A 24,897-nucleotide genomic window follows, 5' to 3' on the forward strand; every position below is an offset into this window, starting at 1 on the left:
AACTATATTTGTTAATCATCAGACCTTACCTTAAATATTCTACTAATGAATATAAAGAACAATGCTATTACTGTCCCACTAAAAGTTTCAATCAATCGCAAACCTGTATTTAAAAATGGAGAATAGTTCGGCTGATATAAACCTAAAGCTACAATTACTCCAGCATTTGCACTACTCATCTTTATAGCATTCTCAAGCCCTAAACTAGCTGTGATAAATACACTTATTGCTACTGCCAAAATCATAACATAATAGTAGTATCCAAAAACCGAGGTAAAAATAAATGCTGTCACACCACCTATAATCGAACCTATAAAGATTTGATATGCTGATGAATATGAATCTTTAATACTTGATTGCAATATTGTTGAAACTGTAATCAAACACCAAAACCCACCTATAATAGATTGCCCTTTATGTATCCATCCTGACACATAAAACCCAAGTAAGAAACATAAACAAGCAGCTATTGCTATTTCAAAGCTTATATAGATGTTTTTGTATAATCTCAGCGTATTATTTCTCATAGGTATTCAAAACCTCAAAAAAACCTTTATAAGTTTCCTCACCCTCAAAATCACTCATGCTAGGAAACTCACTATAAAAAAGCTTAAAATACTTATCTTGATCTAGAGCTTTATAGTTATTCTCATCTGAAATAGCATTATCCCAAGCAACTTGCTTTTGTTTATCGGATTTTTTGTACTTTTTACCATAAGCTTCACCATCTACAAATAAAGCTTCTGCTAAAGCTAAATGTACTAATTTTGGTTTAGTGATTAGCTCTTTTGCTTGGTTTACATAATGCTCTAATAATTCTTTAGCAGTTGAGTATTCTATTTTCTCTAGTACAAATTCACTTGGTTTATCATCTTTTAAAAAATGATAAATTGCTCTAATATCTTGTTGCTCTACATAAGCTACTAACAATGCTCTTAAATAAGCCTCAAACCTATGTTTTACACCAAAATTATTAGAAGTTGTAATAAACATTATCTGATTCTCTTTAACATAACAATTTGTGCTTAGTTCACAACTTTCTAGTTTTGCTTCAAAGTACCTTTTTTCATAATTTGAGATATTCGCTGACTCAACAAGTATTTGCATATTTTGAACTTGTGTATTTAGCTCATCATCAGTCAGCACTGACTCTGGTAATTTCCCACTTAGCTTATTCAATTTCTGGATAATATCAGTATTTTGACCTTGGCTAATACTCTCGAAGAGTTGCTGTTTTAAACTATGCTCTTCTAAACCATCAATATCAAACGGTTCACTATCTTCTAGCTCTTCAAAATTATCTTCTAACTTTAATTCTAATCCATAATTAGCGTAAGCTCTCAAAGGATTATCAAAAATATTTACCAATTTACTAATTGTTAAATGCTCCGGGAAATTCACATTAGCTTTACCAGTATTTTCATAAAATGCTTGTGGCTGTTTTTCTATCAATCTAAGCCAAGCCTCATCATAACTTCTATACTTGTCTGAGTAACATTCTGGACTAAAAGCATGTAGTGGATATTCTTTTACATTATCTTTTTTCCAGTTATAGTTATCACCTAAATAACTAATAAATTCTTTGAGAATCAAGCTCGCTTCTTGATCGACATTTGTTTTCACACTCTTGCCAATATAACTTAGATACAAATTTTGCCTTGCCGATAATATCGACTCCAAAAATAAATATCTATCATCATCTCTCTTAGTTCTATCACCTACTCTTCTACCTAGCTTAGCCATAAGATCAAAACTAATAGCTATATCTCTTCTTGGAAAACTACCATTGTTTAAACCAAGCATCGCTACAACTTTAAATGGTACATTCCTCATTGGCGTCATTGAGCAAAAAGTCACCTTGCCATTTAGAAAGTGGTTATTAATTATTGGTTCAGACAACTGTGATATTAGGCAGTATCTGATTGTATATAAATCAATCTTCTCATCACTTATTATAGTTTTAGTAGTCTCTACAGTTTTAGCGATCAGATCTTTTATTTTTTTAGCAATATACTCTTCATCATTAGTAATCTCAAAAACACTTGTAAACATCTCCAATAAAAAACTATGCCATTCATCAAAAGTTCGTGATTCTTGCAACTGTTCAGAATATTCAGCCAATAGCTCTAAAAGCTCGTACAAACCACCAAGCTTGCTAATTTCACTACCTTCTATTATCGGTACTGTTAGTAAACTATCATTTATTATCTCACCACTATCTGAAAAGCTAAAACCCAATATAAGTCTTCTCAACCCCCATGACCAAGAAAATGTTTTTCCATCATTACTATGATGTATACAAGCCTCTTTTAGCCAGTAGCGGATAGCTTCTAAATCTTCATTAGATATCTTAAACTTTTGCTGAATAGCTGGTACTTCTAAATAATCTAAGATTTTATTTACCTCAAAATTGCTTTCTGGAAGCTGGAGTAAATCTATAAAGCTAGCTGCTAAGGCTTCTGAATCTAAAAGAGTTCTATCTGCAATTGAGCAAGGTAATTTCTTATCATCACCATACCTAGAAAAAACACTATCAATATATGGTGCATAATCCTCAATATTTGGACACATTACCAATATATCTCTAGGCTTAATAGCACTATCTGCCTTTATCATATCTAGAAGCCTATCATGCAAAACTTGTACTTCCCTAAGTGGGCTATGACAAGAATTTACTGAAATAGTATTATCTTTACCTTCTGAATAATTTTCACAATTAAGCTCTAATAAATTTCTCTGAACACTTACCAGCTGACTTTGTCCATGGTGTTCTAATTTTGCAAAATCTAACTGAGAATTATCAAATACGCTGAATTCTTGCTTCTTCTCATTATTTAAAAGTTCATTGAAAAATTCTTTACCTTGCTGACCTAAGTTTGCTAAAAGTGGTTGAAGTTCGTAATCATCCTGATTTAACCATGTAGATATTTTTGTCTTTTTCAAATCATACCAATACTCACTACATGGATTTATATATAAAATATGTATATCAATAAAATTAGCTAGCTGATATAAAAAGCTTAAGTTTTTTGGCGAGATTGTATTTACCCCAAATATATAGATATTTGAAGGTATGTCATGCTTTTTTAGAGTATTAGCGCTAAGTTTTTTAACAGCTTCTTTCTGCACATTATATGGAGTATCTGGAATCTCTTTGACTAGGCTTTGCCATAATTGCATCTGCCAATCTTCATCATCTTGTAAATCAGAAGTTATGGTCTGTCCTTTCTCCCATAGCTCTAACCAATCTGTGCGATAAGAAATATATTTTGAAAAAACTTCAGCAATTTTAGCTGATAATTGATATCTCTTTAGATTACTTCCTAAACAGTATTTTCCTAGTTTTTCAGAATCAATCTCATCAATAAGCTTATATATTCTCCAAGTCAAAATATCTTTACTATAAGATTTTTTATAATCTTGTTTGCCTGTTAACTTATAGCAAATATCTAGTATATATCCATTGACCATATCATAGTTTAAGTTCATAGCTATACTTCGACATTCTGCTAGTTGCATACTTAACCAATGCTGCATACCACGGCTACCAACTATTAGTTGTGTCGGAGCAAAAATATCTTTCTTTTCATAATCAAAAAGTTTTGATAAAACCTTAACTAGATACTCTAACTTATTTGATGGATAGGTATATAACGCCATATTTGAAACTTAAAATATCATCTAACTTATTAGTTTAACAAATTACACTTTTATTTAGATTATTATTTCTATCAAAACAGAAGTAGAGAAATATATTTTAGAAAAGATGAATTATACTAATGAGCTTGTTATATCAGACTTAGGGTATGGTAAATCTTTAATATTCTTAGTGAATTCCTTAGCGTGTTGCTTATCCAGAGAGTTTAAATCTATAGAAACAGAATTAAGTGGATTATCATACACATTCACATAAAGAGTATTATTTGTTAAATCTTTTATCGCTGTAAATGCTGTATGATCATAATATGTTTTACCATCAACTTCTTCTGCAACAACTCCTTTAAGAATATCTGCATTATGTAAAACATGAGCGACTTTATTTAGAGTACTTTCACCTTCAATATTTTCATTATCAGAATAGTAGCCTAATACTGCGGTTCTAATAAATCTAGATGATGGAGAATAATCACCTGGTAAACCTAACAATCCATTACCTTGTCCAAGACCATCTATAGTTTTATATTTAGCCCCTTGAGGAATTAAGCCATTTTCATCGTATAACTTTATATTAGAAACTGTTTTATTTGATAAATTTAAATAATTTCTTAAGTTTATTAAGTGCCAGTCATAAGTTGGTGAGTTTGTCATAACCTTCACATCTAATTCTGGATTATAAAAGTGAACTTCTCCTTTTACATATTCCACAACCATTGCATTACCATTCTTATCAGATATTAAGAAATGAACTTCTGGTACTACTCCATTTACATCTGTAGAGCTATCATTCCAAACTTTATATTTTTCTAGTCCTTTTTTAACATCATCAACATTATCATACTGACTTAAAATATAAGTTGTTATTTCTAAGATAGATGCATAATTTTTATCAGTTTTCTCAACTTCCTGATATTGAGTAAATCCAGGTAAATAGTTAGCACTAAGACTAAGCCCTTCACTATTTTGTCCATCTGCAATAAAGAAATCATCTTTAGATATAGCTATACCAGTACCTAATACAGAATATTTAGAAGAATAATTTTCTTTTGGTAAGTCTAAATCTTTTGGTGCAGTTAAAGTATGAGTCGTTCCCGCTGGCATGTAGGTCAAGCTCCAATCCCAATCAAAACCCCATTCCATTGTTCTTCCTGCAACTACATCACCATCATTACCTTTTATAGTTATAGCTGTGCATGCGATCGCTGAGCTTACTAATACGCTTGAAAGCAATAACCCTGCTTTTAATACTTTCTTCACTTATAAATCCTTTATAAAAATTAATAATTTATAAGATCATTTAAGCATACAATTTACTTATATAAAATTCATTTTGATAGTTTAAGAATTTATTCTGAAAATAGTGCATATAAAAACTTACAATTAATAATCCATTTTCATTTCTTATTTAGTAAATTTTTGATAGATAGTTTTTGATTAAAAAAATTTTAGAATTTAGGGGGAAAGATATTTATTATAAAACTTCTATATTTATAGCTTGAGGACCTTTGTCTCCAGCTTGAGTTTTATAAGCTACATTTTGACCTTCGCTTAGCGTTCCACCAGCACTCCATAAAGCTGATACGTGTACAAATACATCTTTGCTACCATTTTCTGGAGTAATAAATCCGAAGCCTTTTGAATCATTGAAAAATTTTACTTTTCCTTTAAGTTTTTCACTCATGTTTTTCTCTCTTGTTTATTGTTATTTAGTTAATGACTAAGTAAGTAAAAGTATTATAAAAAATTAAAGATAACTAAAATAATAAGAGACAAAACTAAAACTATTCTTGATAAATTTATAATTTACGCAAAAACTCACTTGCGACTGAATGATTGTAACACAATAAATCACTATGTATACATATATTTTGAATATATTTATAAAATTAGATTTTACTAAGGTTTAAGTTTTAAATATTTCACATATGAATTTATAAAAATGAAACAACATAGTATATAGGCTAATAAATTACAAATTCCTGTTAAAGTACTAAGATTCTTTATTGAAAGTTCTAATAAGTCTGCCTCATTATAATAGAATATCGCAAAAGTTGAGCAAATAGTATAAACACCTAAAACTAATAACCCTAAGAAATAACCTCTGGCAACCATAACTAATCCTGAATATAAAGCGACCATCCAAAATAACAGATATATATCAAAATCCCAGCTAACATCATATACTGGAACAAAGTGAAGAAATAACGAATATAAGATATACAACGTAGCAAACACTACTAATGTTAATATTAACCATACGCCATTATTGCTAAATAAAACCAGTTTCTTAGGATAATCATCCAAATGCTTTTTAAACATAATATATCCAAAACATGCCATAAATATATCAGGTAAAGAGTTTAGCAACATTAAAGTAACATAGTCATATGGTATATCTTTTAATGCAGATGCTATCAGCATATATAAAATATCTATCAAAGGGTTTAATAAATATATATACCAAGCTGACAACTTAAACTTAGAAAGTTTATAAACAAAATATATTCTTATAAATAACTGAATAAAAATCAAAACATAAGATACAAAAATCATAAATAGCTCTCTCCACCTCATCAAGCCGATCGTTAAAGTATAACTAGCTGAATATTTTTTACAATTAATGCTATACACCAAAAGCTGAATAACTAATTTGATATATCATCTATTTAAAGAGATAATAGTTTTAATTTTAAAAATACTGCAAATGTTCTTATAATGAAAAAGTGTATAAGTTTCACATTAATCATCTTAGTATATTTATCATTTAACCCTCTTTATGCAATAAACCTAGATCTAATGAAATCAAATATCCAAAACGCTAATACTCAGCAAGATGATGCTAATAACACAAAAGAAAACTCAACAAATAAACAAAATATGAATACAGAAGGTTTATTTAATCAATATAAAGAGCAAAGTTAATTTTATATATTAAAAAAATTTTTCAAGAAAGCTGAATTACCGAACCCTTTTTCTGGTGCTACACTAGGTCTTCGAAAAGCATAAGGCAAAAGATCAAAACCAGTTTTATATTGTTTAGTATCCTGCTCATATTCTTCAGAATCACTAACGTCGAGATCTGTTTCCATCTGATTATTAAGAGGTAATAATTCATTAAGCATTGTTGGTATTACATTATCTATATCATTATTATAGTTCTTTAAAGTAATACTATCTGGCATTTTCCATCTTACTAACCCAAGATGTTCATCATTTGCCGTTCTATATAATACAAGCTCAGTATAGTCTATATTTGTCGTAAGTCCCCAAGACTCAGATGCTGAATATTTAAGAGATGCTTGGCATTTATTCTTTTTATCAAAAGAAGGGACAACATATGCTTTTATATCTCGTTTTTGTAACTGATCCAGGATTGTTTCTTGAAAATTAGGAATAGTAACTTCTTTATTATTGACAACACAAATAGAATCTATCTTCTCTGGTGATTTCACTATATTTACTTTAGTAGAAGCACAACCACTAATAAAAAGTATACAAGATCCTAAGAATATAATTTTTTTCATAAAAACATAAAAATACAAATATATTTATATGATACTTAATTTTTGTAACAAAGTTAATTATCTAGCAATTACTTATTAAATATTGCTTAACTATATATCTATTCTTTAACTCCTTTATGATAAATAATACAAAAGGTCTATGTGACAAAGCTTTTAGTTCTAGAATGAGCTTTATTTATATACTTTGCAAAAATATTTTTTACTAATCCTGAATCATTCTATTTAATTTTTTGCCTATTAAAAAAGCGACTATTGCAAAGACTATAGCTACTAAAGAAACATAACCAAATAGTTCCTGATATTTATGAAAACTATCTATAGTCATCTGAATATCAAAACCTTTTGATTCATCATATTGAATACCACTTGTAACAACTTGTGCTACTGTAGTTCCTATCTTGATACCTATAGCTGAGGTAATAAACCATGTCCCCATTGCAAAACCAGTAATTCTTTCCGGTAATAATTTTGCCATTAATGAAAGTCCTAATGCTGATATCAATAACTCTCCAGAAGAGAAAAATATAGTTATTGCTAGCACTTCCCAAAGTATACTAACTTTTGCAGTTGGGTCATTTAATAGACAAGCTAAAAACATGCTTCCATATGCAAAGCCGCAAAATAATATACCTAGTGCAAATTTGAATGGTAACTTTAAATCCTTATCTCCTAACCTAGTATAAACAAATGCTAATATTGGAGATAATATGATAATACCAGCTGTATTTAAAACTCCTGGTATTGTCTGAGGATTAATAATATATCCAAATAAATTTAGATTAACGTGATGGACATTGAACAAAAAGAATGATGTTGCTTTTTGTTGATAAATAACAAAAAAAAGCACAGCATAAACCAATAAAATAATAGCTGCTACTATTTTCTTTCTTGATTTAGGGTCCTTTTCTACATAAATTTGAAATGCAAATACTCCAAAAATAACTCCTGCTCCAAACCATAAAATATAATTAATAGTATTATTAGTTTGCAAAATAAAGCTAAGTCCAACAATTGCAAGAATAAAAACTGATATTATAGACGCTGTTTTCAATTTACTTACGCCTTTTAACCCCACTTCATTATCAATATCTTTTATACTTGAATAACTTATTAAACTATTCAAAATACCAATTGCAAAACCAACTGAACAAACTCCATAAGCAGCCGTATAACCATATTTTGTAGCTAAAATAGGAATCAAGAGGGATGCAGATAATGACCCCATATTTATAGACATATAGAAATATGTATAAACAGAATCTAACTTTCCTTTATCTGTATATATTCTAGATATTAAATTTGTAGGCGCTGGTTTGAATAAAGAAGAACCAACTATAATGCAGGCTAAACTTACATATACATAATTATCTATACTTATAAAATAAGGACTTAATGCTAGACTAAAATATCCAATCAATAAAAAAATTGCTCCCAAAAACATAGTCTTTTTAATACCAAAGACTTTGTCAGCAACATATCCACCAATAGCATTAAAAACATACGTTAATGAGGCAAAACCTCCAAATAGTAATACAGCATCTTTTTCTGTAAAATCAAAACCATACTTACTCATGAAAAATAATATAGCTGTATAGCTAAATCCGTAATACCCAAATCTTTCAAAAAACTCAAAGAAACAAAGTAAAAAGAAAGAGTTTTGCTTTCTTAAAGCAACCATTCATATTCCTAAAATGAAATCCACATTTTTCAAGAATATAATATTTCTATTTTTTTTAAAATTGTTTAATCCTACCATTTATAAATTTTATTTATTTTAATTCCAAATAAGTTAGAAATAATTTATAGTAAATCTAGAGGCTATAAACTTATTATTTTATGGAAAAAAAACAAGTAAAGTTATCTAATATGATCGCCTATGGTTCTGGTGATTTTTTTGGTGGCGGTGCATTCACAATCCTTGGTTTATGGTTAATGTACTTTTATACTCAAGTCGCAGGTTTATCAGCAGCTGAAGCTGGCATGATTGTTGCAATAGGTCGAGGTTTAGATTTATTTGCAGACCCAATAATGGGTTACATCTCTGATAACTGGAGAGGCCCTCTTGGTAGAAGAAGATTTTTCTTTGTTATTGGTGCACCTCTTGTTCTAGTTTTCGCATTACTCTGGCTACCTAATTTTCCTTTTTGGTACTACTTAGTAACTTATGTAGCATTTAATTTTATATTTACTATGATCCAAGTTCCATATGAAACGTTAGCTGCAGAAATGACTGATAATTATGGAATACGTTCAAAAATGACTGGCGTGAGAATGATATTCTCCCAAAGCTCTAATATTGTTGCTGGGGTTTTACCTGCTGCTATTTTATATTTTTTCTCTGATGAAAAAGTATCTTTTGTAGTAATGGGAAGTATTTGTGCAATATTATTTATGCTACCTTGGTTCTTTGTCTATAACTGGACTTGGGAAAGAGATGTTGAAATTGAAAAAAGAGTTAAAGTTGGTTTTTTAAAAGAAATGATGCGCATATTTATAAATATGCTTTCAACACTTAAAGTTCGTGCTTTTAGATTAAATTTACTAATGTATATAGGAGCATTTGTTGCCCTAGATGTTTTTGGTGCTAGCTTTGCTTACTATTTTAAATTCATGTTAGATTATGATGTAAGCTCTGCTTCTTGGGTTTATACATCTTTCTCCATTATTCAGGTTTTATCTGTACCAATATTTGCATATCTTTGTATAAGAATCGGGAGTGTTATGAGCTACCGTGTAGCTATCGTAATATTAATTATAAGTATGATTATCTTTGGTATCTTACCTTTAATAAGTGGCGTGTTATCTTTAATTCTATTTATATTTATGATCTTCATACTTGGTTTTGCTCGAGCTGGTTGTTACTTCACTCCTTGGAATTTATATAATTTTATGGCTGATGTAGATGAAGCTTTAACTAAAAACCGTAGAGAAGGCACATTTGCTAGTACAATGACCGTTTCTCGTAAATTAGTACAAGCATTAGCATTTGCTATAGTAGGCTTCACTTTGTCTTTGTTTGAATTTGTTCCTAGTGCAACAGCTCAATCTGAAACAGCTCTAGTCGGAATAAATATATGCTTTATAGGTGGAACTATATTCTTTTGTATTATAGGAGCTATTGCCTCTACAAGATTTAGATTAAACACAAAAAAACACTCAATATTAATAGAAGAATTAGAAAGACTTCGTGCAGGAGGTAATTTAAGCGATGCTCCTCCTCATGCTATTAAAATAGTTGAAGAACTTACAGGATGGGAACATCAAAAAACATGGGGCAATAACTCAGTTGTTCCAAAATAATTTAGAAATTAATTAACGGACACAAATATATGTTAGATATTCGAAAATTTAAGCTAGAAGAAATCTCTGATACGACAGTCACTTTTAAATTAGAAGAAAAAAATATTTACGCTAGAGTTTTAATTTTAGAAGAAAATATATTTCGTATTTTAATAACAAAAGGTTTAAATACCATAACTCCTAAAACTTGGAGTTTTGCCAAAAACTCTGAAATCTCATTTGAAGGAATCGATAAGCTAGATATCTCTCAATGGACATGTCCTAACTTTACGGTTAATGATGATGAAGAAGGTATTATTTCTATATATACAGAAAATTTGCTAGCTGAAATTAAACTTGATGGTTTCCATATAACTTGGTTTGAGAAAAGAAATAATAAATGGTTAAAGGTAGCCCAAGATTTACATACACAAGCGTATAATTTTGATTACTGGTCGGATAGAGGTGCATACCACGCTCTTGCTAAAGAACCTAAAGCTATGTTTTTTGGATTAGGTGAAAAATCTGGGGCTTTAAATAGAGATAAACGTAGATTTATAATGAGATCTACTGATCCTATGGGCTATGATGCTGAAACATCTGATCCTCTATATAAGCATATTCCTTTTTTTATTAGCCACAATCCTATTAGTAAAACTAATTTTGGTATTTTTTATGATAATTTAAGTGATAGTGTTTTCAACTTCGGTAAAGAAATAGATAACTATCATGGCCCATATATTCATTATGATGCGAAAGCTGGTGATTTAGATTATTACTTTATATCTGGAGAAAAAATCTCTGATATTACTGAGACATTTAGTCAAATAACTGGTAAAACTGCCCTACCTCCATATTGGAGCCTATACTATTCTGGTTCAACAATGACATATACTGATTTGCCAGATGCTCAAGAGCAAATGAATAATTTTATTAATGATTGTAAGAAATATGATATTCAATGTGGTTCATTTCAATTAAGTTCAGGATATACATCTATTGGTAATAAAAGATATGTTTTTAACTGGAATTATACTAAGTTTCCTGATGTTGAAAAATTCACAAAAAAATACCAAGACAATGGCATAAAGCTATGTGCAAATATAAAACCATGTTTATTACAAGATCACCCAAAACGTAGTGAAATAGAAGCTTTTAATGGTTATATAAATAACAAAGAATATAATAAACCAGAGCTTGTACAATATTGGGATGAACTTGGATATTATCTAGATTTTACAAACCCTCAGACTATAAACTGGTGGCAAAGTAACGTTACTGAACAACTTCTAAAGAAAGGTATCAGCTCTACATGGAATGATAATAATGAATATGAAGTTTATAATGGTTTAGCAGTTTGTAATGGCTTTGGTGAAGAAATTGAAATTAAACATGTAAAACCTGTACAAGGTTTATTAATGACTAAAGCTAGTTACGAGGCTCAAATTAACTTTGCTCCTAATGAAAGACCTTATTTAATAACTAGATCAGGTTGTGCAGGCTTACAAAGATATGCTCAAACTTGGACTGGTGATAATAATACTGACTGGAAAACTTTACCTTTTAATTTAGAAATGGCTAAAGGATTGTCATTATCAGGAATATATAATTTTGGACATGATATAGGAGGCTTTTCAGGTCCTGCTCCAACTCCAGAAATGCTTCTAAGATGGATTCAGCATGGTATTTTTTATCCAAGATTTACAATACATTCGTGGAATGAAGATAAAACTGTAAACACTCCTTGGATGTATCCAAGTGTATTTGACAATATTCAAAAAGCTTTTTCATTGAGAAATGAGGTTTTACCTTATATTTATCAACTTTGTTATGAAGCTCATAGTCAGGCAAAACCTATTATAAAACCTACTTTCTATGATTTTGAAAATGATGCAAATACATTTAAAGATAATCAAGAATTTTTACTGGGTAGAATGCTTATAGCTAATATACTTGAGCAAGGACAGACAAAGCGTCAAATTTATTTACCAAAAGGTTCTAGCTGGTATGATTATTATACTGGTGAAATATATCAAGGTGGTCAAACAATATGTCTTGATGTTGATGAAACTAGTATTCCTATATTTGTCAGAGAAAATACAGTAATTCCTGTAAATATAGCTAGAGCTGGCTTTAATAAATTCGACATAGATATTAGTTATAAAATATTTCCTCCTCTAAAAACCATTACAAGTACTCATTCTATTTATATGGATGATGGAAAAACAAATAATTATTTAAAAGGTAAATTTGGTTTTGTTAATATTACACTAGATAACTCTAAGTCAGACTTGAATATAAAATGGGATTATCAAGGAGATGATGAGTTCAAAGTTACTAACATAAATATTATTAATATGCAGGAGATTTAAAATAATGTTAAATCTACAGACATTAAAAAACTGCCAACTTCCTAATTATGACAGAAATAAGTTAAACGCAGGAATTTTACATATTGGAATAGGCGCTTTCCATAGAGCTCATCAAATTTATTACATAGATAAACTATTAAACTCTAATAACACTGATGCTTTTAACTGGGGCTATATAAGTGGAACTATTAGAAGCAATTCTAAACTAATTGATGATCTAAAGAATAATGATTGCTTATATACTCTTTCAACTAATGATGAATCTGGATATAACTATAGAATTATTGGAGCATTGAAAGATGTTTATTTTGCAGGTAATGGGCAAACTCAAGAGCTAATAAATACTATCTCTAACCATAGTATTCGTATAGTTACTTATACAGTTACAGAAAAAGGATACTATGTAGATCTATCTACTCAGAAATTAAACATATCTCACCCTGATATTATTGCAGATTTAAATAACATCAGTGCTCCAAGAACAGCTATTGGCATAACTGTAGTCTCTCTTAAAAAAAGATATGAAACCCATAAAGAAGCATTAACTTTACTCAGTTGTGACAATATGCCAAACAATGGAAAAATACTTAAAGCAGCTGTTATTGAATTTGCAAATAAAATAGATAAAAACTTAGCTAAATGGATAGATGAAAATTGTACTTTTCCTTCTGCTATGGTTGATAGAATAGTTCCAGCTGTGACAGATGAAACTATTAAAAATATAGAAAATGCTATTGGACAATATGATAGCTCTCTAGTAGCAACTGAAGAATTTGCTCAATGGGTAATAGAGGATAATTTTGCAAATGGTCGCCCTGCTCTTGAAGAGGTTAGTGTTGAGTTTGTAAGTGATATAGAACCTTTTGAAAAATTAAAGCTTACTATGCTTAATGGTAGTCATAGTTTAATAGCTTATCTAGGAGCTTATGCTGGGCTTAAAACTGTAGATAAAGTTATCTCGACAAAAGAGTTTTATAACTTTATTAAAAAATATATGTTAGAAATAGCAGCTCCATTAGTTAAAGGTTTGCCAGCTAGTGTTTCAACTAATACCTATGCTGATAAATTACTAACTCGTTTTGCTAATCCATATTTGAAGCACCGCACAGAACAAATAGCTATGGATGGTTCTAAGAAAATCCCTCAACGATGGCTTGGTTCTTTAAAATCTCTTATTAAAGAAAAGAAAAATTATAATATCCTAGCTATAGGATTAGCTGGTTGGATATTATTCTGTTCTGGTAAGGATCAGAATAATCATTCCCTTGAAATTAGTGATCCATTACAAGCTAATTACAAAGCTATCTGGAATGAAACAAATGATGCTAAAATATTAGTAGATAGATTTTTGGCTCTTGAGGAAATTTTCTCAAAAGAGTTTGCTGATAATTTTGAGTTAAAACAAATAATTAGTAAATATATAGAAGCCATTCGTTCAAAAGGTGTGCTTGAAGTAATAAAAAATATATAGAGGTAAAAGAAATGATTGAATCTTGGAGATGGTTTGGACCAAATGATCCTGTATGTATAGAAGATATTATGCAAACAGGTGTTACTGATATAGTAACTGCTTTACATCATATACCTAATGGTGAAGTTTGGCCTGTAGCAGAAATTAAGAAAAGACAGTCTGAAGTAGAAAACTCTCCAAAACAAGGTAAAACACACCTTACATGGTCTGTCGTAGAAAGTATTCCCGTTCATGAGGATATCAAAAGAGGTAAAGCAACTCGTGATGAGTATATAGCTAACTACTGTGAAAGTATTAGAAACCTTGCTAAATGTGGAATTAATCTTATTATTTATAATTTTATGCCTGTGCTTGACTGGACTCGTACTGATCTAGCTATGAAAACTCTTACAGGTGCAAAAACTTTATCTTTTGATGAAATAGCTTTTGCTGCTTTTGACATTCATATTTTAAAAAGACCAGGAGCTGAGAGCTCATACAGAGAAGATATAGTTAAAAAAGCTACTACGTACTTTAAAATTATGTCTAATGATAAAAAAGAAATACTTATTAATAATATAATAGCTGGTCTTCCAGGCGCTGAAGAAAGCTTTACCTTAAAGCAATTCCAAGCAGCTCTAGATGAATATAAGGGGATTGATAAGGCAAAATTACGTGAGAATCTTATATATTTCCTAGAGAAAGTTATTCCTGTAGCTGAAGAAGTTGGAGCTAAATTAGCAATACATCCAGATGATCCTCCTTTTGAGCTATTTGGTTTACCAAGAATCATTAGTACTATTGAAGATTATGATTGGTTATTTGAAAATGTACCATCAATGGCTAATGGTATTACTTTCTGTGCAGGCTCATTAGGTTCAAGATGGGATAATGACCTACCTCTTATGGCTAAAAAAATTGGTAGAAGAATATATTTCACTCACTTAAGAAATGTGGCTTTAGATAAAGATAGTCGTAGTTTCTATGAAGCAGAACATTTATGTGGAAATACAAATATGTATGCTTTAGTTAAAGAAATCCTAAAAATAGAAAAATCTTCTCATCCTATTTATATGAGACCTGATCATGGACAACAAATGCTTAGTGATTTGGATAAAAAAACTAATCCAGGATACTCATGTATAGGTAGAATGAAAGGACTAGCTGAAATCCGTGGCGTTGCTTATGCAGTAAAACAAGAGTTAGAGAATGAAAATAGATAATAAGTTACTAGCTATTGGCGAATGTATGCTTGAACTTAGTGGACAAATGCAACTAGGTCAGCAAGTGAAGTTAAGTTTTGGCGGTGATGTTTTGAACACTGCTTTATATTATGCTCGTCTAGGTGGAAACACATCTTTCTTAACCGTCTTAGGGAATGATACTTTCTCCTCTCAAATGATAAATTCTTGGAAAAATGAAAATATAGATACTTCCACTATCATAAGATTAGCTGATAAAGTTCCAGGTCTATATGCTATTAAGACAGATAATTTAGGAGAAAGAAGCTTTTATTATTGGCGTGAACAAGCACCAATCAAAGAGCTTTTCCATAACATATCTAGTCAAGAATTAAACCAATATACAAAAACTTATCAATATATATATTTCTCTGGAATATCTTTATCTAGATGGGATGAAGCACAGTTGAATATCTTTTGTGACTGGATTAATGCCTTTAAAGCGAGTTCTCCAGATAAACAAATTATTTTTGACTTAAATTATCGTCCTAAATGTTGGAAAAACATTAGTCAAACTAAAAAGTATTTAGAAAAAATATTACCTTTAGTAACCATGGTTATTACAACTTTTGACGATGAGCAAATGCTGTTTGATGATATTAATAGCCAACAGACTTTAGATAGATATAATAATTTTAATATACCTACTATTATTATAAAACATGGTGCAAACCCAACTGTAATATATAACCAAGGTAAAGTTGAAGAGATCATACCTCAAAGAGTTGATATACCAGTTGATACTACTGCTGCTGGAGATAGTTTTAATGCTGCCTTCTTAGCAGCTTTTAATAAAGATTATAACCTTACAGATTGTGTCAGTTTTGCTCAAAAATTTGCTGCTGAAATAATACAACACCATGGAGCAATTATTGCTAGAGAACATACAGATAAATATCTTAAAATTCTTAAGGAATTATAAATGTCATTAAAAAAGATTTTAGAAGACAATCCTCTAATACCTGTAGTTGCTGTTAACACGCTAGAAGAGGCAACATCTACTTTAGAAAAACTACGTAATAAAAATATTAAAATAGTTGAATTTACGCTTAGAACTCCCAATGCTTTAGAGGTAATAAAAGAAGTTATTAAAAATAATGATAATTTTATTATAGGCATAGGAACAATTCGTACTCTAGAGCAATTAAAAGAGTGCTCTAAACTAAAAGTAGACTTTTTAGTTTCTCCTGGCGCTACTGTTAAAATGTTAAAATTTGCAAAAAAGAAAAAACTTCCTTACCTTCCAGGTGGAGTAACTCCTTTTGAAATTATGACTATATTAAGTTTTGGCTTTAAAATTTTAAAATTTTTCCCAGCAGAAGCTATGGGAGGAATTAAACTTCTAAAAAATTACCAAGCTGTATTTCCAGAAGTAGTATTCTGTGCAACTGGTGGGATCAACTCCTCAAACCAAGATGAATATCTTGCTCAAAAAAATATAATAGCTATCGGAAGTTCCTCTTTAATATGATTCCTTTTCTTAAAAAGAAATATTATAATCAAGTTAACAAAGACTTTTTTAAGACTTCTCAATATATATGTTTAAAAAGGTCATAGTAATATTATTAATTACAGTATCTTTTATATCAGTATCTTTCTCGTCTTCATTTAAAGAATATGACATCCACCTTATACCATCTAAAGAAGTAACTTTATATATTAAAGATTTTAATGAGTTTTTAGATAGTAAAGGGTTATTAAAAAAATATAATATAACTCCTTTTATTGTAAACCACCCTGCTCACATCACTTTATACTTAACAGGATTCTCACCAGAAAAAATTCCATTCATAGAAGAGAATATTGAAAATATTACTCAAAATATTTCAGAGTTTAATATTGAGCTAACAAATATAAATGTAAATAATAGTGGCTTTATAATGTTAGATGTAGAGAATAGTAATGAATTAAAGTTATTTTCAGATACTATAGTTTCTTCATTATCCCAATATAGAAATAGTGAATACTCTATACCAAAATGGGTAAAATACTATCCTCAAAAAAACGAATCATTTACAAAATATGGTAGTCCTAATACCTTCTCTGAATTTACACCACACTTTAGTATAATGGCTATAAGTCTTGATGATGAGCAACAAAAACAAAACTTTATTAAAGATATGTCAAATGCTATAGCTGAATTTAGAGCAAAGCCTATTAAAGCAAAAATAGTAGCAATATCTTTAGGAGAAGTAGATAAAAATGGTCAAATTATTAAAGAATTATTAACAATTCCACTAAAACAAAATAGTAACAAAAATATAGTCAATCACAAAAAAGGAGAGAACCATGTTTAGTGATAATGTACTAATGCCTATTGATAAATCAACTAGAGATATTGCTCTAGAGATCTATAATCATATTAAAGATTTACCAATTGTAAGTCCTCATGGACATACAGATCCTGCGTGGTTTGATGAGAATAAGCCTTTTGAAAACCCAGTAGAACTTTTAATTAAACCTGATCATTATATTTTTAGAATGTTTTACTCTCAAGGACTGAGATTAGAAGATTTTGGTATATCTAGAAAAGATGGAAAAGAAGTCGAAACTGATCCAAAGAAGATTTGGCATAAAGTAGCAGAAAACTGGTATATATTTAGAGGAACACAAGTTGGACTATGGTTTGATGCTCAACTTAAAAATGTATTTGGATATAATAAAGCTTTTACTCCAGAAACAGCAGATGAGCTATATGATCATATTGATAACTGTTTAAAGAAAAAAGAATTTCTACCTAGAGAAATCTGTAAAAGGTTTAATATTGAAGTTATTGCTACTACAGATAATGTAGGAGATACTTTAGAACATCATAGAAATATTGCTAACTCTGACTTCAAATGTAAGGTTGTTCCTACTTTTAGACCAGACACAGTTACTAATCCTGAGCTTCATCCAGTTCATAAACATATTAAGTCTTTAGCAAAACAACTAGATACAGAAATAAACTCTTATGAAAAATTTCTGAAAGTACTTAAAGAGCGTAGAGAATTTTTTATAGCTAATGGCGCTACAGCCTCTGATCATGGAGTTACTGTACCAAGAGCTTACGATTTAGAGAAATCAGAGTGTAAAGATTTATTTAAGAAAGTACTAACAAATACAGCTTCTTCAAAAGAGAAAAGAGTTTTCTGTGGTCAGATGCTAACTGAAATGGCTAAGATGGCAACAGATGATGGCCTTGTAATGCAATTACATGCTGGTGTATTTAGAAATCACAATAGCCGTATTCAAAGAAAATTTGGTAATGATAAAGGCTGCGATATTCCTGTTAAGTGTGATTATGTTAATGGCCTTCATCCTTTATTAGATAAAGTAGGAAATAATAGAAACTTTAGAATAGTTTTATTTACAATGGATGAAACTACTTATACTAGAGAACTTGCTCCTTTAGCAGGACATTATCCTAGTGTTTTCCTAGGGCCTCCTTGGTGGTTTAATGATTCTGCTGAAGGTATGAAAAGATTTAGACATGCCGTCACAGAAACAGCTGGTTTTTATAACTGCTCAGGTTTTATTGATGATACTCGTGCTTTACTTTCTATACCTGTTAGACATGACATAGCAAGACGTGTAGATGCTGCATACCTTGCTGAAATGGTGCAAATTGGAAGGTTATCAAAAGCAGATGCATTAGAGGTTGCTTATGATCTAACATATACACAATCTAAAAAAATATTTAATTTATAAGCTATAAAAGCAGGAGAACTTAACTAATGGATGATACAAATAGATCAACAACATTATATGTTGCTATGATTGTAGCTATAGCTGCTATAGGTGGATTACTTTTTGGTTTTGATACCTCAATAATAGCTGGAGCTACCCCATTTATTCAAAATGAGTTTACTGCTTCTAATTGGCAGATTGAAATTGTAGTTAGCTTTTGTGTACTTGGCGCCTTTTTTGGAGCTCTTCTAAGTGGCTACTTCACAGATAGGTTTGGTCGTAAACGAGTAATGATTGCAACTAGCTTGTTATTCATAGTTGGAACACTTGTTGCTACTTTTGCACCTAATATTGCTTGTTTAGTGGTTGGTAGATTTATGTTAGGCTCTGCTATTGGAATAGCATCTTATGCTGTACCTCTATTTATTGCTGAAGTAGCCCCTGCTTCTAAAAGAGGTAGCTTAGTATTATGGAATGGAGCTTTCTTAACAGGTGGGCAAGTTATTGCATTTGTCGTTAATTATTTACTTACGTCAAGTGGTGATTGGAGATTAATGATAGCAACTGGTCTCGTTCCAGCAATTTTATTATTTATTGGAATGTGCTTTATGCCTTACTCTCCTAAATGGTTAGTATCTAAAGGTAGAAAGGAAGAGGCTAAAGAAACTTTAACTAAATTAAGAGATTGTAATAGTGTAGTAAAACTAGAACTAAAAGCAATCCAGGAAAACTTAGCGAAGCCTAGCAAAGTTGGTTTTTTACAAATTTTTGATAAAAAAGTTAGACCTGTTTTATATATTGGTTTAGCTCTAGGTATTTTTCAGCAATTTTTTGGAATTAATACCGTTATGTATTATGGGCCTCATATTATGGAAAGTATTGGATTTAATGGAAATGAAACACGTATGTTAATGACTCTAGTTTTAGGGATTGTTAATTTTATTGCGACTATTATTACAATAATGTTTATTGATAAATTAGGAAGAAGAAGATTCTTATTAATCGGTTCAGCGATGGCAGCTATTAGTTTATTTAGTATGATCTATCTACTTAAAAACTCTTCTTCTACATTAGTTGCATATTCTGCTTTAACTTGTTTACTTATATATGTTGTTGGTTATTGTATTAGTGTTGGATCATTATTCTGGTTAATAATTTCAGAGATATTTCCACTAAATGTTAGAGGTACTGCTATGAGTTTTGTAGCCTCTATACAGTGGCTAGCAAATTTTATTGTAGCTGCTACATTTTTAACTATATTAACTAGCCTAGGTGTAACCTTCACATTTGGTTTATATGCCTGTGTCGCGACTTTAGCCTTTATTGTGACTTATTTCTTTATTCCTGAAACAAAAGGAGTTTCTTTAGAGGTCATAGAAGCAAACTTAAATCGCCAAATTCCTACTAGGTATTTAGGTATTAAAGAGTATAATAAATAATAGAATTTAACTTTCATCGAGGAGAAGAAAATGTCTAACTTGGAAAATAATAGCTTTGGTGAATTTCGTAACTATACTGATAGTAAATTTCAAGATCGTGTAGAGAGAACTTATAGAGAAATGCACACAAATCAGTCTCTTGATTATGTAAAAAGAATGAAAGATAAATACTTCAAATTATCTCTAGGGAAAATGGATGTTTATGAAGTATTTAAATTACTAGAAAATGTTCATGATGAAAGTGATCCTGATAATGATTTACCTCAAATTGAGCATGCATATCAAACAGCAGAAGCTGTTCAAAATAAATTTTTAGAAAATACTACTGAAATACGTGACAATGCATTAATTAAATCATTATTTCGTGATCATGAGTGGCAAAGTTTACCTAAAAAATGGAAAAATTTTTATACAGAAAAAGAAACTTTAAAAGAGTTATATTCACATATAAAAGACTGGTCTTGGTTTCCTTTAGTAGGCTTTATTCATGATTTAGGAAAAATTATGACTTTACCAGAATATGGAGCATTACCACAATGGTCAACTGTCGGTGATACGTATCCTGTAGCTTGCCCATTCGCCAGTGCAAATGTGTTTTTTGATAAAGGCTTTTATAAAATAGCTAGTGACTATGAAACATATAAAAACACTAATGAAACACATTATGGAAGTTATCCAAACAATTGTGGTTTTGATGCTGTTGAAATGAGCTTTGGACATGATGAATATATATATAAAGTTTTTGAACAAGGTAGTGATATTCCTTATGAAGGTCTATATCTTTTAAGATATCATTCATTCTATCCATGGCATACACCTCAAACAGGCGGTCTAGCTTACCAAGAGCTTGCAAATGAAAAAGATTGGTTATTACTACCTCTTCTTAAGGCTTTTCAAAAAGCTGACTTATATTCAAAATTACCTGAACTACCTCCAAAAGAAGTATTAGAGAAAAAATACAAAGCTCTATTAGATAAGTGGGTACCTAAAAAGAAAATTAATTGGTAGAAATATAAAACTAAATGGAAATATTTAAAGAGTTAAAAGAGCTTGAAGAGTCTCTATGGATAGAAACAACGAGATTTGATCATACATACATGAATAATATTCTTGATCCTGATTTTTTTGAATTTGGGAGATCTGGTAAGATTTATTCAAGAAGCGAAGTATTATCTCATGAGTATCAAGAAATTTTAGCTAAAATCCCATTAGAAAACTTCAAAGTACATAATATTAGTCATAGCGTGAAACAAGTAACTTATATAAGTGAAGTAGGAAAAGAAAAATTACGTGCTAATAGAAACTCAATATGGATCCTGAAAAGAAATAAATGGCTACTTAAGTTTCATCAAGGAACACCTTGTTTCTAAAATTATTTCTAAATCAATAAATCTTGCTGATCTGAACTCAAGCTTTTAGGGATTTTTAATTTAAAATGATTATAAGCAGCTAGAGTAGCTACTCTACCTCTAGCTGTTCTCATGATATAACCTTGCTGTATTAAATAAGGTTCTATTACATCTTCTATAGTACCTTTTTCTTCACTTAATGCCGCCGCTATCGTATCTAAACCTACAGGGCCGCCAGAAAACTTCTCTATTAAGGTCAATAAATATTTATGGTCCATATGATCAAAACCAATAGGATCTACTTTTAACATGCTCAATGCTTTATCAGCTATTTCAAAAGTTATTTCACCATTACCTTTAACTTGAGCATAATCTCTAACCCTTCTTAAAAGCCTATTAGCAATCCTAGGAGTACCTCTAGATCTTTTTGCTATTTCTTTAGCACCATCCATAGTTATAACCAATTCTAAAAGCTTAGCTGAACGGTATACTATCTTAGTTAAATCTTCTATAGAATAGAATTCTAATCGCTGAACAATACCAAATCTATCTCGAAGAGGCGATGTTAAAAGTCCAGCTCTTGTTGTAGCTCCAACTAATGTAAATGGAGGTAGATCAATCTTAATAGATCTAGCTGAGGGCCCTTCCCCTATCATTATATCTAATTGGTAATCTTCCATTGCTGGATATAATATTTCTTCTATAACAGGGCTTAAACGGTGGATTTCATCTATAAATAAAACATCATTTTCTTCAAGATTAGTTAATAAAGCAGCTAAATCTCCTGCTTTTTCTAAAACGGGTCCACTAGTTTGTTTTAATTCAACTCCCATTTCATTAGCTATTATATTTGATAATGTAGTTTTACCTAATCCTGGTGGTCCAAAAATTAAAGTATGATCTAGAGCATCTTTTCTATTTTTTGCAGCTTGAATAAAGATTTCCATCTGCTCTCGAACAACTGGTTGACCCTCATATTCTTGTAATGTTTTAGGTCGAATTGCTCTATCAACAATACTTTCTTCTTTATGATTTGGAGCATTAGCAGAAATTATTCTATCTGTTTCTATCATTTTTGTTTATTTATATCTAATTTCAAAGTTAATAATATCACACTATTTAGCAGTATAGCCACCATCTATTGGTAATAGACTTCCTGTCATAAAAGAACTTTTATCACCAAGTAAAAACTCAACTAAACTAGCTATTTCTTCAGGTTTCGCTACTCTTTTCACAGAAGTTTCATTAACCTCTAATTCATTAGCTTTTTCAATACTTATATTTAGCTTATCAGCATAGTTCTTTATAGCATTATGATATAGCTCAGTATCAACAGGGCCAGGACAAACAGCATTCACTCGGATATCATATTTAGCTAAATCTAAAGCTAATGATTTAGTCATCTGTGCTATAGCTCCTTTAGATAGTCCATAAGCAAAGTTATTCATTTTTGCGATAAAGCTTTGTTCTGCACCATTAAATACTATTGAGCAACCGTGCTCTAAATTAGGACGAAGATATTTTAATAAATAGATATTAGCCATTACATTCACATTAATAACTTTCTGCACATCATCTAAGTTTGAGGTAAATAAACTTCCACTTTTATATATAGCTGCATTTAAAAATAAGCCATTAAACTGAATAGTTTTTATTTGATCAATTGCACGAATTATAGAAGCTTTTTCTTCTAAATTAGTTTTAATAAATTTTAAATTATCATTTTCAATATCTGGAGCAACTATATCAAGGTTAATAATAAAGTTTTCTTTTGATTTTAATAAAAGCTCTATAACTGCTTTACCTATTCCTTTTGAACCACCTGTAATTAAATAATTTTTCATAAAACTCCTAAAGTAAAATTATTTAAATATATATTTCCTATAGTATCTAATAAGCTTTGAAAAAGGTAACTTTTTTGTCTAAAATCTATCCTAGATAAAATAATTTTATTTCTTAGCATAATTGGGAGAAACTCAATGGATCTAAAAGATTTCAAAACAATCGAAACAATTAAATTTTCAGATACTAAAAAATTTAAATACTTAAATGAAGATGCTTCTAAACTTTTATACCTTGATAGCCCTGCTATTGAGGTATTTAGAGATTATAAAACTACAGCAGCTTTAGTAACTAGTTCAGATACAGTAGCATCTGATATAAAGAAAAAAATGAAACTAGCTAATAAAGATGTAATCCTAGTTATAAATTCAGAAGATCGTGTTACAGGCATTATTGACCTTCATTATCTAGAAGGCGTAGCTCTACAAAAGCTAGCTCAAGATTCAGGAACAAATATAAAAGATTTAACAGCTGAAGAGATAAAGCTTGATATAACTAAAGTTAGAATGATCCACTACGATATGTTAGAGGATGCAAAAATAGGTCATATTATTAAAACTCTTTTAAAAGATAATCGCCATCAAATATTAATATATGAAGAAGATGAAAATGGAAACCCATTCATTCGTGGATACTTTGCTCTTAGTTATATTAAAAGAAAATTAGGATTAGAAGTTCATCTGTCTCATCAAAAAGATGGTGTAGCTAGTATTTCTAAAGTAATGATGAACTAATCTATAGAATCACGAACTAATTTTTAACCCTATAACTCCTGCTATTATTAAAAATAAGCAAACTATCTTTAAAGTTGAAATGGTATCTCCTGCAAACATCATTCCGAAGATTGCTGTACCTAATGCTCCTACTGCTGTCCAAATAGGATAAGCTAATGATATTGGTATAGTCCTCATAGATAATGCTAAAAGATAAATGCTCGCTATCATACCTATAACTACAATTATAGATGCTATTATATTTGTAAATCCATTAGAATATTTAAGTGCTACTGCCCATACAACTTCAAATACTCCAGCAATAATAAGAAAAAACCAAGCCATAACTTCTTACTTAAGAT

Annotated in this window: 23 protein-coding genes; 13 read left to right on the forward strand and 10 right to left on the reverse strand. The window is 30.1% G+C overall.

Annotated features, from left to right (window positions below; all coding sequences use genetic code 11):
• Window positions 1–11: 11 nt before the first annotated feature.
• The 5 genes from KX01_RS06765 to KX01_RS06785 all read right to left on the reverse strand — a co-directional run bounded on the left by KX01_RS06765 (window position 12) and on the right by KX01_RS06785 (window position 6,210).
• Complete coding sequence (locus tag KX01_RS06765; RefSeq protein ID WP_071664262.1) at window positions 12–527, reverse strand: FUSC family protein; 516 nt, start codon at window positions 525–527, stop codon at window positions 12–14.
• A complete protein-coding gene (recC, locus tag KX01_RS06770) occupies window positions 517–3,660 on the reverse strand; it encodes an exodeoxyribonuclease V subunit gamma (RefSeq protein WP_071664263.1) in 3,144 nt (1,047 codons plus the stop codon). Before recC ends, KX01_RS06765 begins: the two co-directional genes overlap by 11 nt.
• 111 nt (window positions 3,661–3,771) lie before the next feature.
• Window positions 3,772–4,914, reverse strand: a complete 1,143-nt coding sequence (locus KX01_RS06775; protein ID WP_071664264.1) for a linear amide C-N hydrolase — start codon at window positions 4,912–4,914, stop codon at window positions 3,772–3,774.
• 214 nt (window positions 4,915–5,128) lie between these two features.
• Window positions 5,129–5,338, reverse strand: coding sequence for a cold-shock protein (locus KX01_RS06780; RefSeq protein ID WP_071664265.1), 210 nt, complete (start codon window positions 5,336–5,338; stop codon window positions 5,129–5,131).
• A gap of 215 nt (window positions 5,339–5,553) precedes the next feature.
• A complete protein-coding gene (locus tag KX01_RS06785) occupies window positions 5,554–6,210 on the reverse strand; it encodes a hypothetical protein (protein ID WP_071664266.1) in 657 nt (218 codons plus the stop codon).
• 162 nt (window positions 6,211–6,372) lie between these two features.
• Between KX01_RS06785 and KX01_RS06790 the strand changes: the two genes are divergently transcribed.
• Window positions 6,373–6,579 carry a hypothetical protein gene (locus tag KX01_RS06790; RefSeq protein ID WP_071664267.1) on the forward strand — a complete coding sequence of 69 codons (207 nt, stop codon included), beginning with the start codon at window positions 6,373–6,375 and terminating at the stop codon, window positions 6,577–6,579.
• A 2-nt stretch (window positions 6,580–6,581) separates the two neighbouring features.
• Here KX01_RS06790 and KX01_RS06795 read toward each other — a convergent pair whose 3' ends face one another.
• Both KX01_RS06795 and KX01_RS06800 read right to left on the reverse strand, forming a co-directional pair.
• Entirely contained in the window at window positions 6,582–7,181 is a 600-nt protein-coding gene (locus KX01_RS06795) for a hypothetical protein (protein WP_071664268.1), read from the reverse strand.
• Between the two features lie 202 nt (window positions 7,182–7,383).
• Window positions 7,384–8,859 (reverse strand): peptide MFS transporter, encoded by a 1,476-nt coding sequence (locus KX01_RS06800; RefSeq protein WP_071664269.1) that lies wholly within the window; start codon window positions 8,857–8,859, stop codon window positions 7,384–7,386.
• 158 nt (window positions 8,860–9,017) lie between these two features.
• Between KX01_RS06800 and KX01_RS06805 the strand changes: the two genes are divergently transcribed.
• The 11 genes from KX01_RS06805 to KX01_RS06855 all read left to right on the forward strand — a co-directional run bounded on the left by KX01_RS06805 (window position 9,018) and on the right by KX01_RS06855 (window position 22,001).
• The gene (locus KX01_RS06805) at window positions 9,018–10,481 is read left to right on the forward strand and encodes an MFS transporter (RefSeq protein WP_071664270.1); all 1,464 of its coding nucleotides are present in this window, start codon (window positions 9,018–9,020) and stop codon (window positions 10,479–10,481) included.
• A gap of 29 nt (window positions 10,482–10,510) precedes the next feature.
• Entirely contained in the window at window positions 10,511–12,832 is a 2,322-nt protein-coding gene (locus tag KX01_RS06810; RefSeq protein WP_071664271.1) for a glycoside hydrolase family 31 protein, read from the forward strand.
• Window positions 12,833–12,836: 4 nt separating this feature from the next.
• The gene (locus tag KX01_RS06815) at window positions 12,837–14,303 is read left to right on the forward strand and encodes a mannitol dehydrogenase family protein (protein WP_071664272.1); all 1,467 of its coding nucleotides are present in this window, start codon (window positions 12,837–12,839) and stop codon (window positions 14,301–14,303) included.
• Between the two features lie 11 nt (window positions 14,304–14,314).
• A complete protein-coding gene (uxuA, locus tag KX01_RS06820) occupies window positions 14,315–15,505 on the forward strand; it encodes a mannonate dehydratase (protein ID WP_071664273.1) in 1,191 nt (396 codons plus the stop codon).
• Window positions 15,492–16,445 carry a sugar kinase gene (locus tag KX01_RS06825; RefSeq protein ID WP_071664274.1) on the forward strand — a complete coding sequence of 318 codons (954 nt, stop codon included), beginning with the start codon at window positions 15,492–15,494 and terminating at the stop codon, window positions 16,443–16,445. The genes uxuA and KX01_RS06825 overlap by 14 nt, the downstream gene beginning before the upstream one ends.
• The gene (locus tag KX01_RS06830; RefSeq protein ID WP_071664275.1) at window positions 16,446–16,994 is read left to right on the forward strand and encodes a bifunctional 4-hydroxy-2-oxoglutarate aldolase/2-dehydro-3-deoxy-phosphogluconate aldolase; all 549 of its coding nucleotides are present in this window, start codon (window positions 16,446–16,448) and stop codon (window positions 16,992–16,994) included.
• 67 nt (window positions 16,995–17,061) lie between these two features.
• Window positions 17,062–17,820: a 2'-5' RNA ligase family protein gene (locus KX01_RS06835; protein ID WP_071664276.1), complete on the forward strand. Its 759-nt coding sequence runs from the start codon at window positions 17,062–17,064 to the stop codon at window positions 17,818–17,820.
• Window positions 17,813–19,213 carry a glucuronate isomerase gene (gene uxaC, locus KX01_RS06840; RefSeq protein WP_071664277.1) on the forward strand — a complete coding sequence of 467 codons (1,401 nt, stop codon included), beginning with the start codon at window positions 17,813–17,815 and terminating at the stop codon, window positions 19,211–19,213. Before KX01_RS06835 ends, uxaC begins: the two co-directional genes overlap by 8 nt.
• Window positions 19,214–19,239: 26 nt before the next feature.
• Window positions 19,240–20,631, forward strand: coding sequence for a sugar porter family MFS transporter (locus tag KX01_RS06845; protein WP_071664278.1), 1,392 nt, complete (start codon window positions 19,240–19,242; stop codon window positions 20,629–20,631).
• A 30-nt stretch (window positions 20,632–20,661) separates the two neighbouring features.
• A complete protein-coding gene (locus tag KX01_RS06850) occupies window positions 20,662–21,639 on the forward strand; it encodes an inositol oxygenase family protein (protein ID WP_071664279.1) in 978 nt (325 codons plus the stop codon).
• Between the two features lie 14 nt (window positions 21,640–21,653).
• On the forward strand, window positions 21,654–22,001 hold the full coding sequence (locus KX01_RS06855; protein WP_071664280.1) for a nuclear transport factor 2 family protein: 348 nt from the start codon (window positions 21,654–21,656) through the stop codon (window positions 21,999–22,001).
• An 8-nt stretch (window positions 22,002–22,009) separates the two neighbouring features.
• On the opposite strand, the gene ruvB is transcribed toward KX01_RS06855, so the two are convergent.
• Entirely contained in the window at window positions 22,010–23,053 is a 1,044-nt protein-coding gene (gene ruvB, locus KX01_RS06860; RefSeq protein WP_071664281.1) for a Holliday junction branch migration DNA helicase RuvB, read from the reverse strand.
• 42 nt (window positions 23,054–23,095) lie between these two features.
• Entirely contained in the window at window positions 23,096–23,824 is a 729-nt protein-coding gene (locus KX01_RS06865; protein WP_071664282.1) for an SDR family NAD(P)-dependent oxidoreductase, read from the reverse strand.
• A 135-nt stretch (window positions 23,825–23,959) separates the two neighbouring features.
• Here KX01_RS06865 and KX01_RS06870 point away from each other — a divergent pair, with 135 nt between their 5' ends.
• Entirely contained in the window at window positions 23,960–24,556 is a 597-nt protein-coding gene (locus KX01_RS06870; RefSeq protein WP_071664283.1) for a CBS domain-containing protein, read from the forward strand.
• Window positions 24,557–24,565: 9 nt separating this feature from the next.
• Here KX01_RS06870 and KX01_RS06875 read toward each other — a convergent pair whose 3' ends face one another.
• The gene (locus KX01_RS06875; protein ID WP_071664284.1) at window positions 24,566–24,880 is read right to left on the reverse strand and encodes a DMT family transporter; all 315 of its coding nucleotides are present in this window, start codon (window positions 24,878–24,880) and stop codon (window positions 24,566–24,568) included.
• Window positions 24,881–24,897 lie beyond the last annotated feature (17 nt).

The sequence above is a fragment of the Francisella frigiditurris genome, from assembly GCF_001880225.1.
Classification (GTDB): Bacteria; Pseudomonadota; Gammaproteobacteria; order Francisellales; family Francisellaceae; genus Francisella; species Francisella frigiditurris.

Coding starts and splice junctions, on each gene's coding strand:
- KX01_RS06855 (WP_071664280.1), top strand. CDS start 21,654: ATGGAAATATTTAAAGAGTTAAAAGAGCTTGAAGAGTCTCTATGGATA.
- KX01_RS06795 (WP_071664268.1), bottom strand. CDS start 7,181: ATGAAAAAAATTATATTCTTAGGATCTTGTATACTTTTTATTAGTGGT.
- KX01_RS06835 (WP_071664276.1), top strand. CDS start 17,062: ATGTTTAAAAAGGTCATAGTAATATTATTAATTACAGTATCTTTTATA.
- KX01_RS06810 (WP_071664271.1), top strand. CDS start 10,511: ATGTTAGATATTCGAAAATTTAAGCTAGAAGAAATCTCTGATACGACA.
- KX01_RS06825 (WP_071664274.1), top strand. CDS start 15,492: ATGAAAATAGATAATAAGTTACTAGCTATTGGCGAATGTATGCTTGAA.
- KX01_RS06850 (WP_071664279.1), top strand. CDS start 20,662: ATGTCTAACTTGGAAAATAATAGCTTTGGTGAATTTCGTAACTATACT.
- KX01_RS06830 (WP_071664275.1), top strand. CDS start 16,446: ATGTCATTAAAAAAGATTTTAGAAGACAATCCTCTAATACCTGTAGTT.
- KX01_RS06845 (WP_071664278.1), top strand. CDS start 19,240: ATGGATGATACAAATAGATCAACAACATTATATGTTGCTATGATTGTA.
- uxuA (WP_071664273.1), top strand. CDS start 14,315: ATGATTGAATCTTGGAGATGGTTTGGACCAAATGATCCTGTATGTATA.
- KX01_RS06785 (WP_071664266.1), bottom strand. CDS start 6,210: ATGATTTTTGTATCTTATGTTTTGATTTTTATTCAGTTATTTATAAGA.
- KX01_RS06800 (WP_071664269.1), bottom strand. CDS start 8,859: ATGGTTGCTTTAAGAAAGCAAAACTCTTTCTTTTTACTTTGTTTCTTT.
- KX01_RS06805 (WP_071664270.1), top strand. CDS start 9,018: ATGGAAAAAAAACAAGTAAAGTTATCTAATATGATCGCCTATGGTTCT.
- KX01_RS06765 (WP_071664262.1), bottom strand. CDS start 527: ATGAGAAATAATACGCTGAGATTATACAAAAACATCTATATAAGCTTT.
- KX01_RS06780 (WP_071664265.1), bottom strand. CDS start 5,338: ATGAGTGAAAAACTTAAAGGAAAAGTAAAATTTTTCAATGATTCAAAA.
- uxaC (WP_071664277.1), top strand. CDS start 17,813: ATGTTTAGTGATAATGTACTAATGCCTATTGATAAATCAACTAGAGAT.
- KX01_RS06865 (WP_071664282.1), bottom strand. CDS start 23,824: ATGAAAAATTATTTAATTACAGGTGGTTCAAAAGGAATAGGTAAAGCA.
- KX01_RS06870 (WP_071664283.1), top strand. CDS start 23,960: ATGGATCTAAAAGATTTCAAAACAATCGAAACAATTAAATTTTCAGAT.
- KX01_RS06790 (WP_071664267.1), top strand. CDS start 6,373: ATGAAAAAGTGTATAAGTTTCACATTAATCATCTTAGTATATTTATCA.
- KX01_RS06815 (WP_071664272.1), top strand. CDS start 12,837: ATGTTAAATCTACAGACATTAAAAAACTGCCAACTTCCTAATTATGAC.
- ruvB (WP_071664281.1), bottom strand. CDS start 23,053: ATGATAGAAACAGATAGAATAATTTCTGCTAATGCTCCAAATCATAAA.
- KX01_RS06875 (WP_071664284.1), bottom strand. CDS start 24,880: ATGGCTTGGTTTTTTCTTATTATTGCTGGAGTATTTGAAGTTGTATGG.
- recC (WP_071664263.1), bottom strand. CDS start 3,660: ATGGCGTTATATACCTATCCATCAAATAAGTTAGAGTATCTAGTTAAG.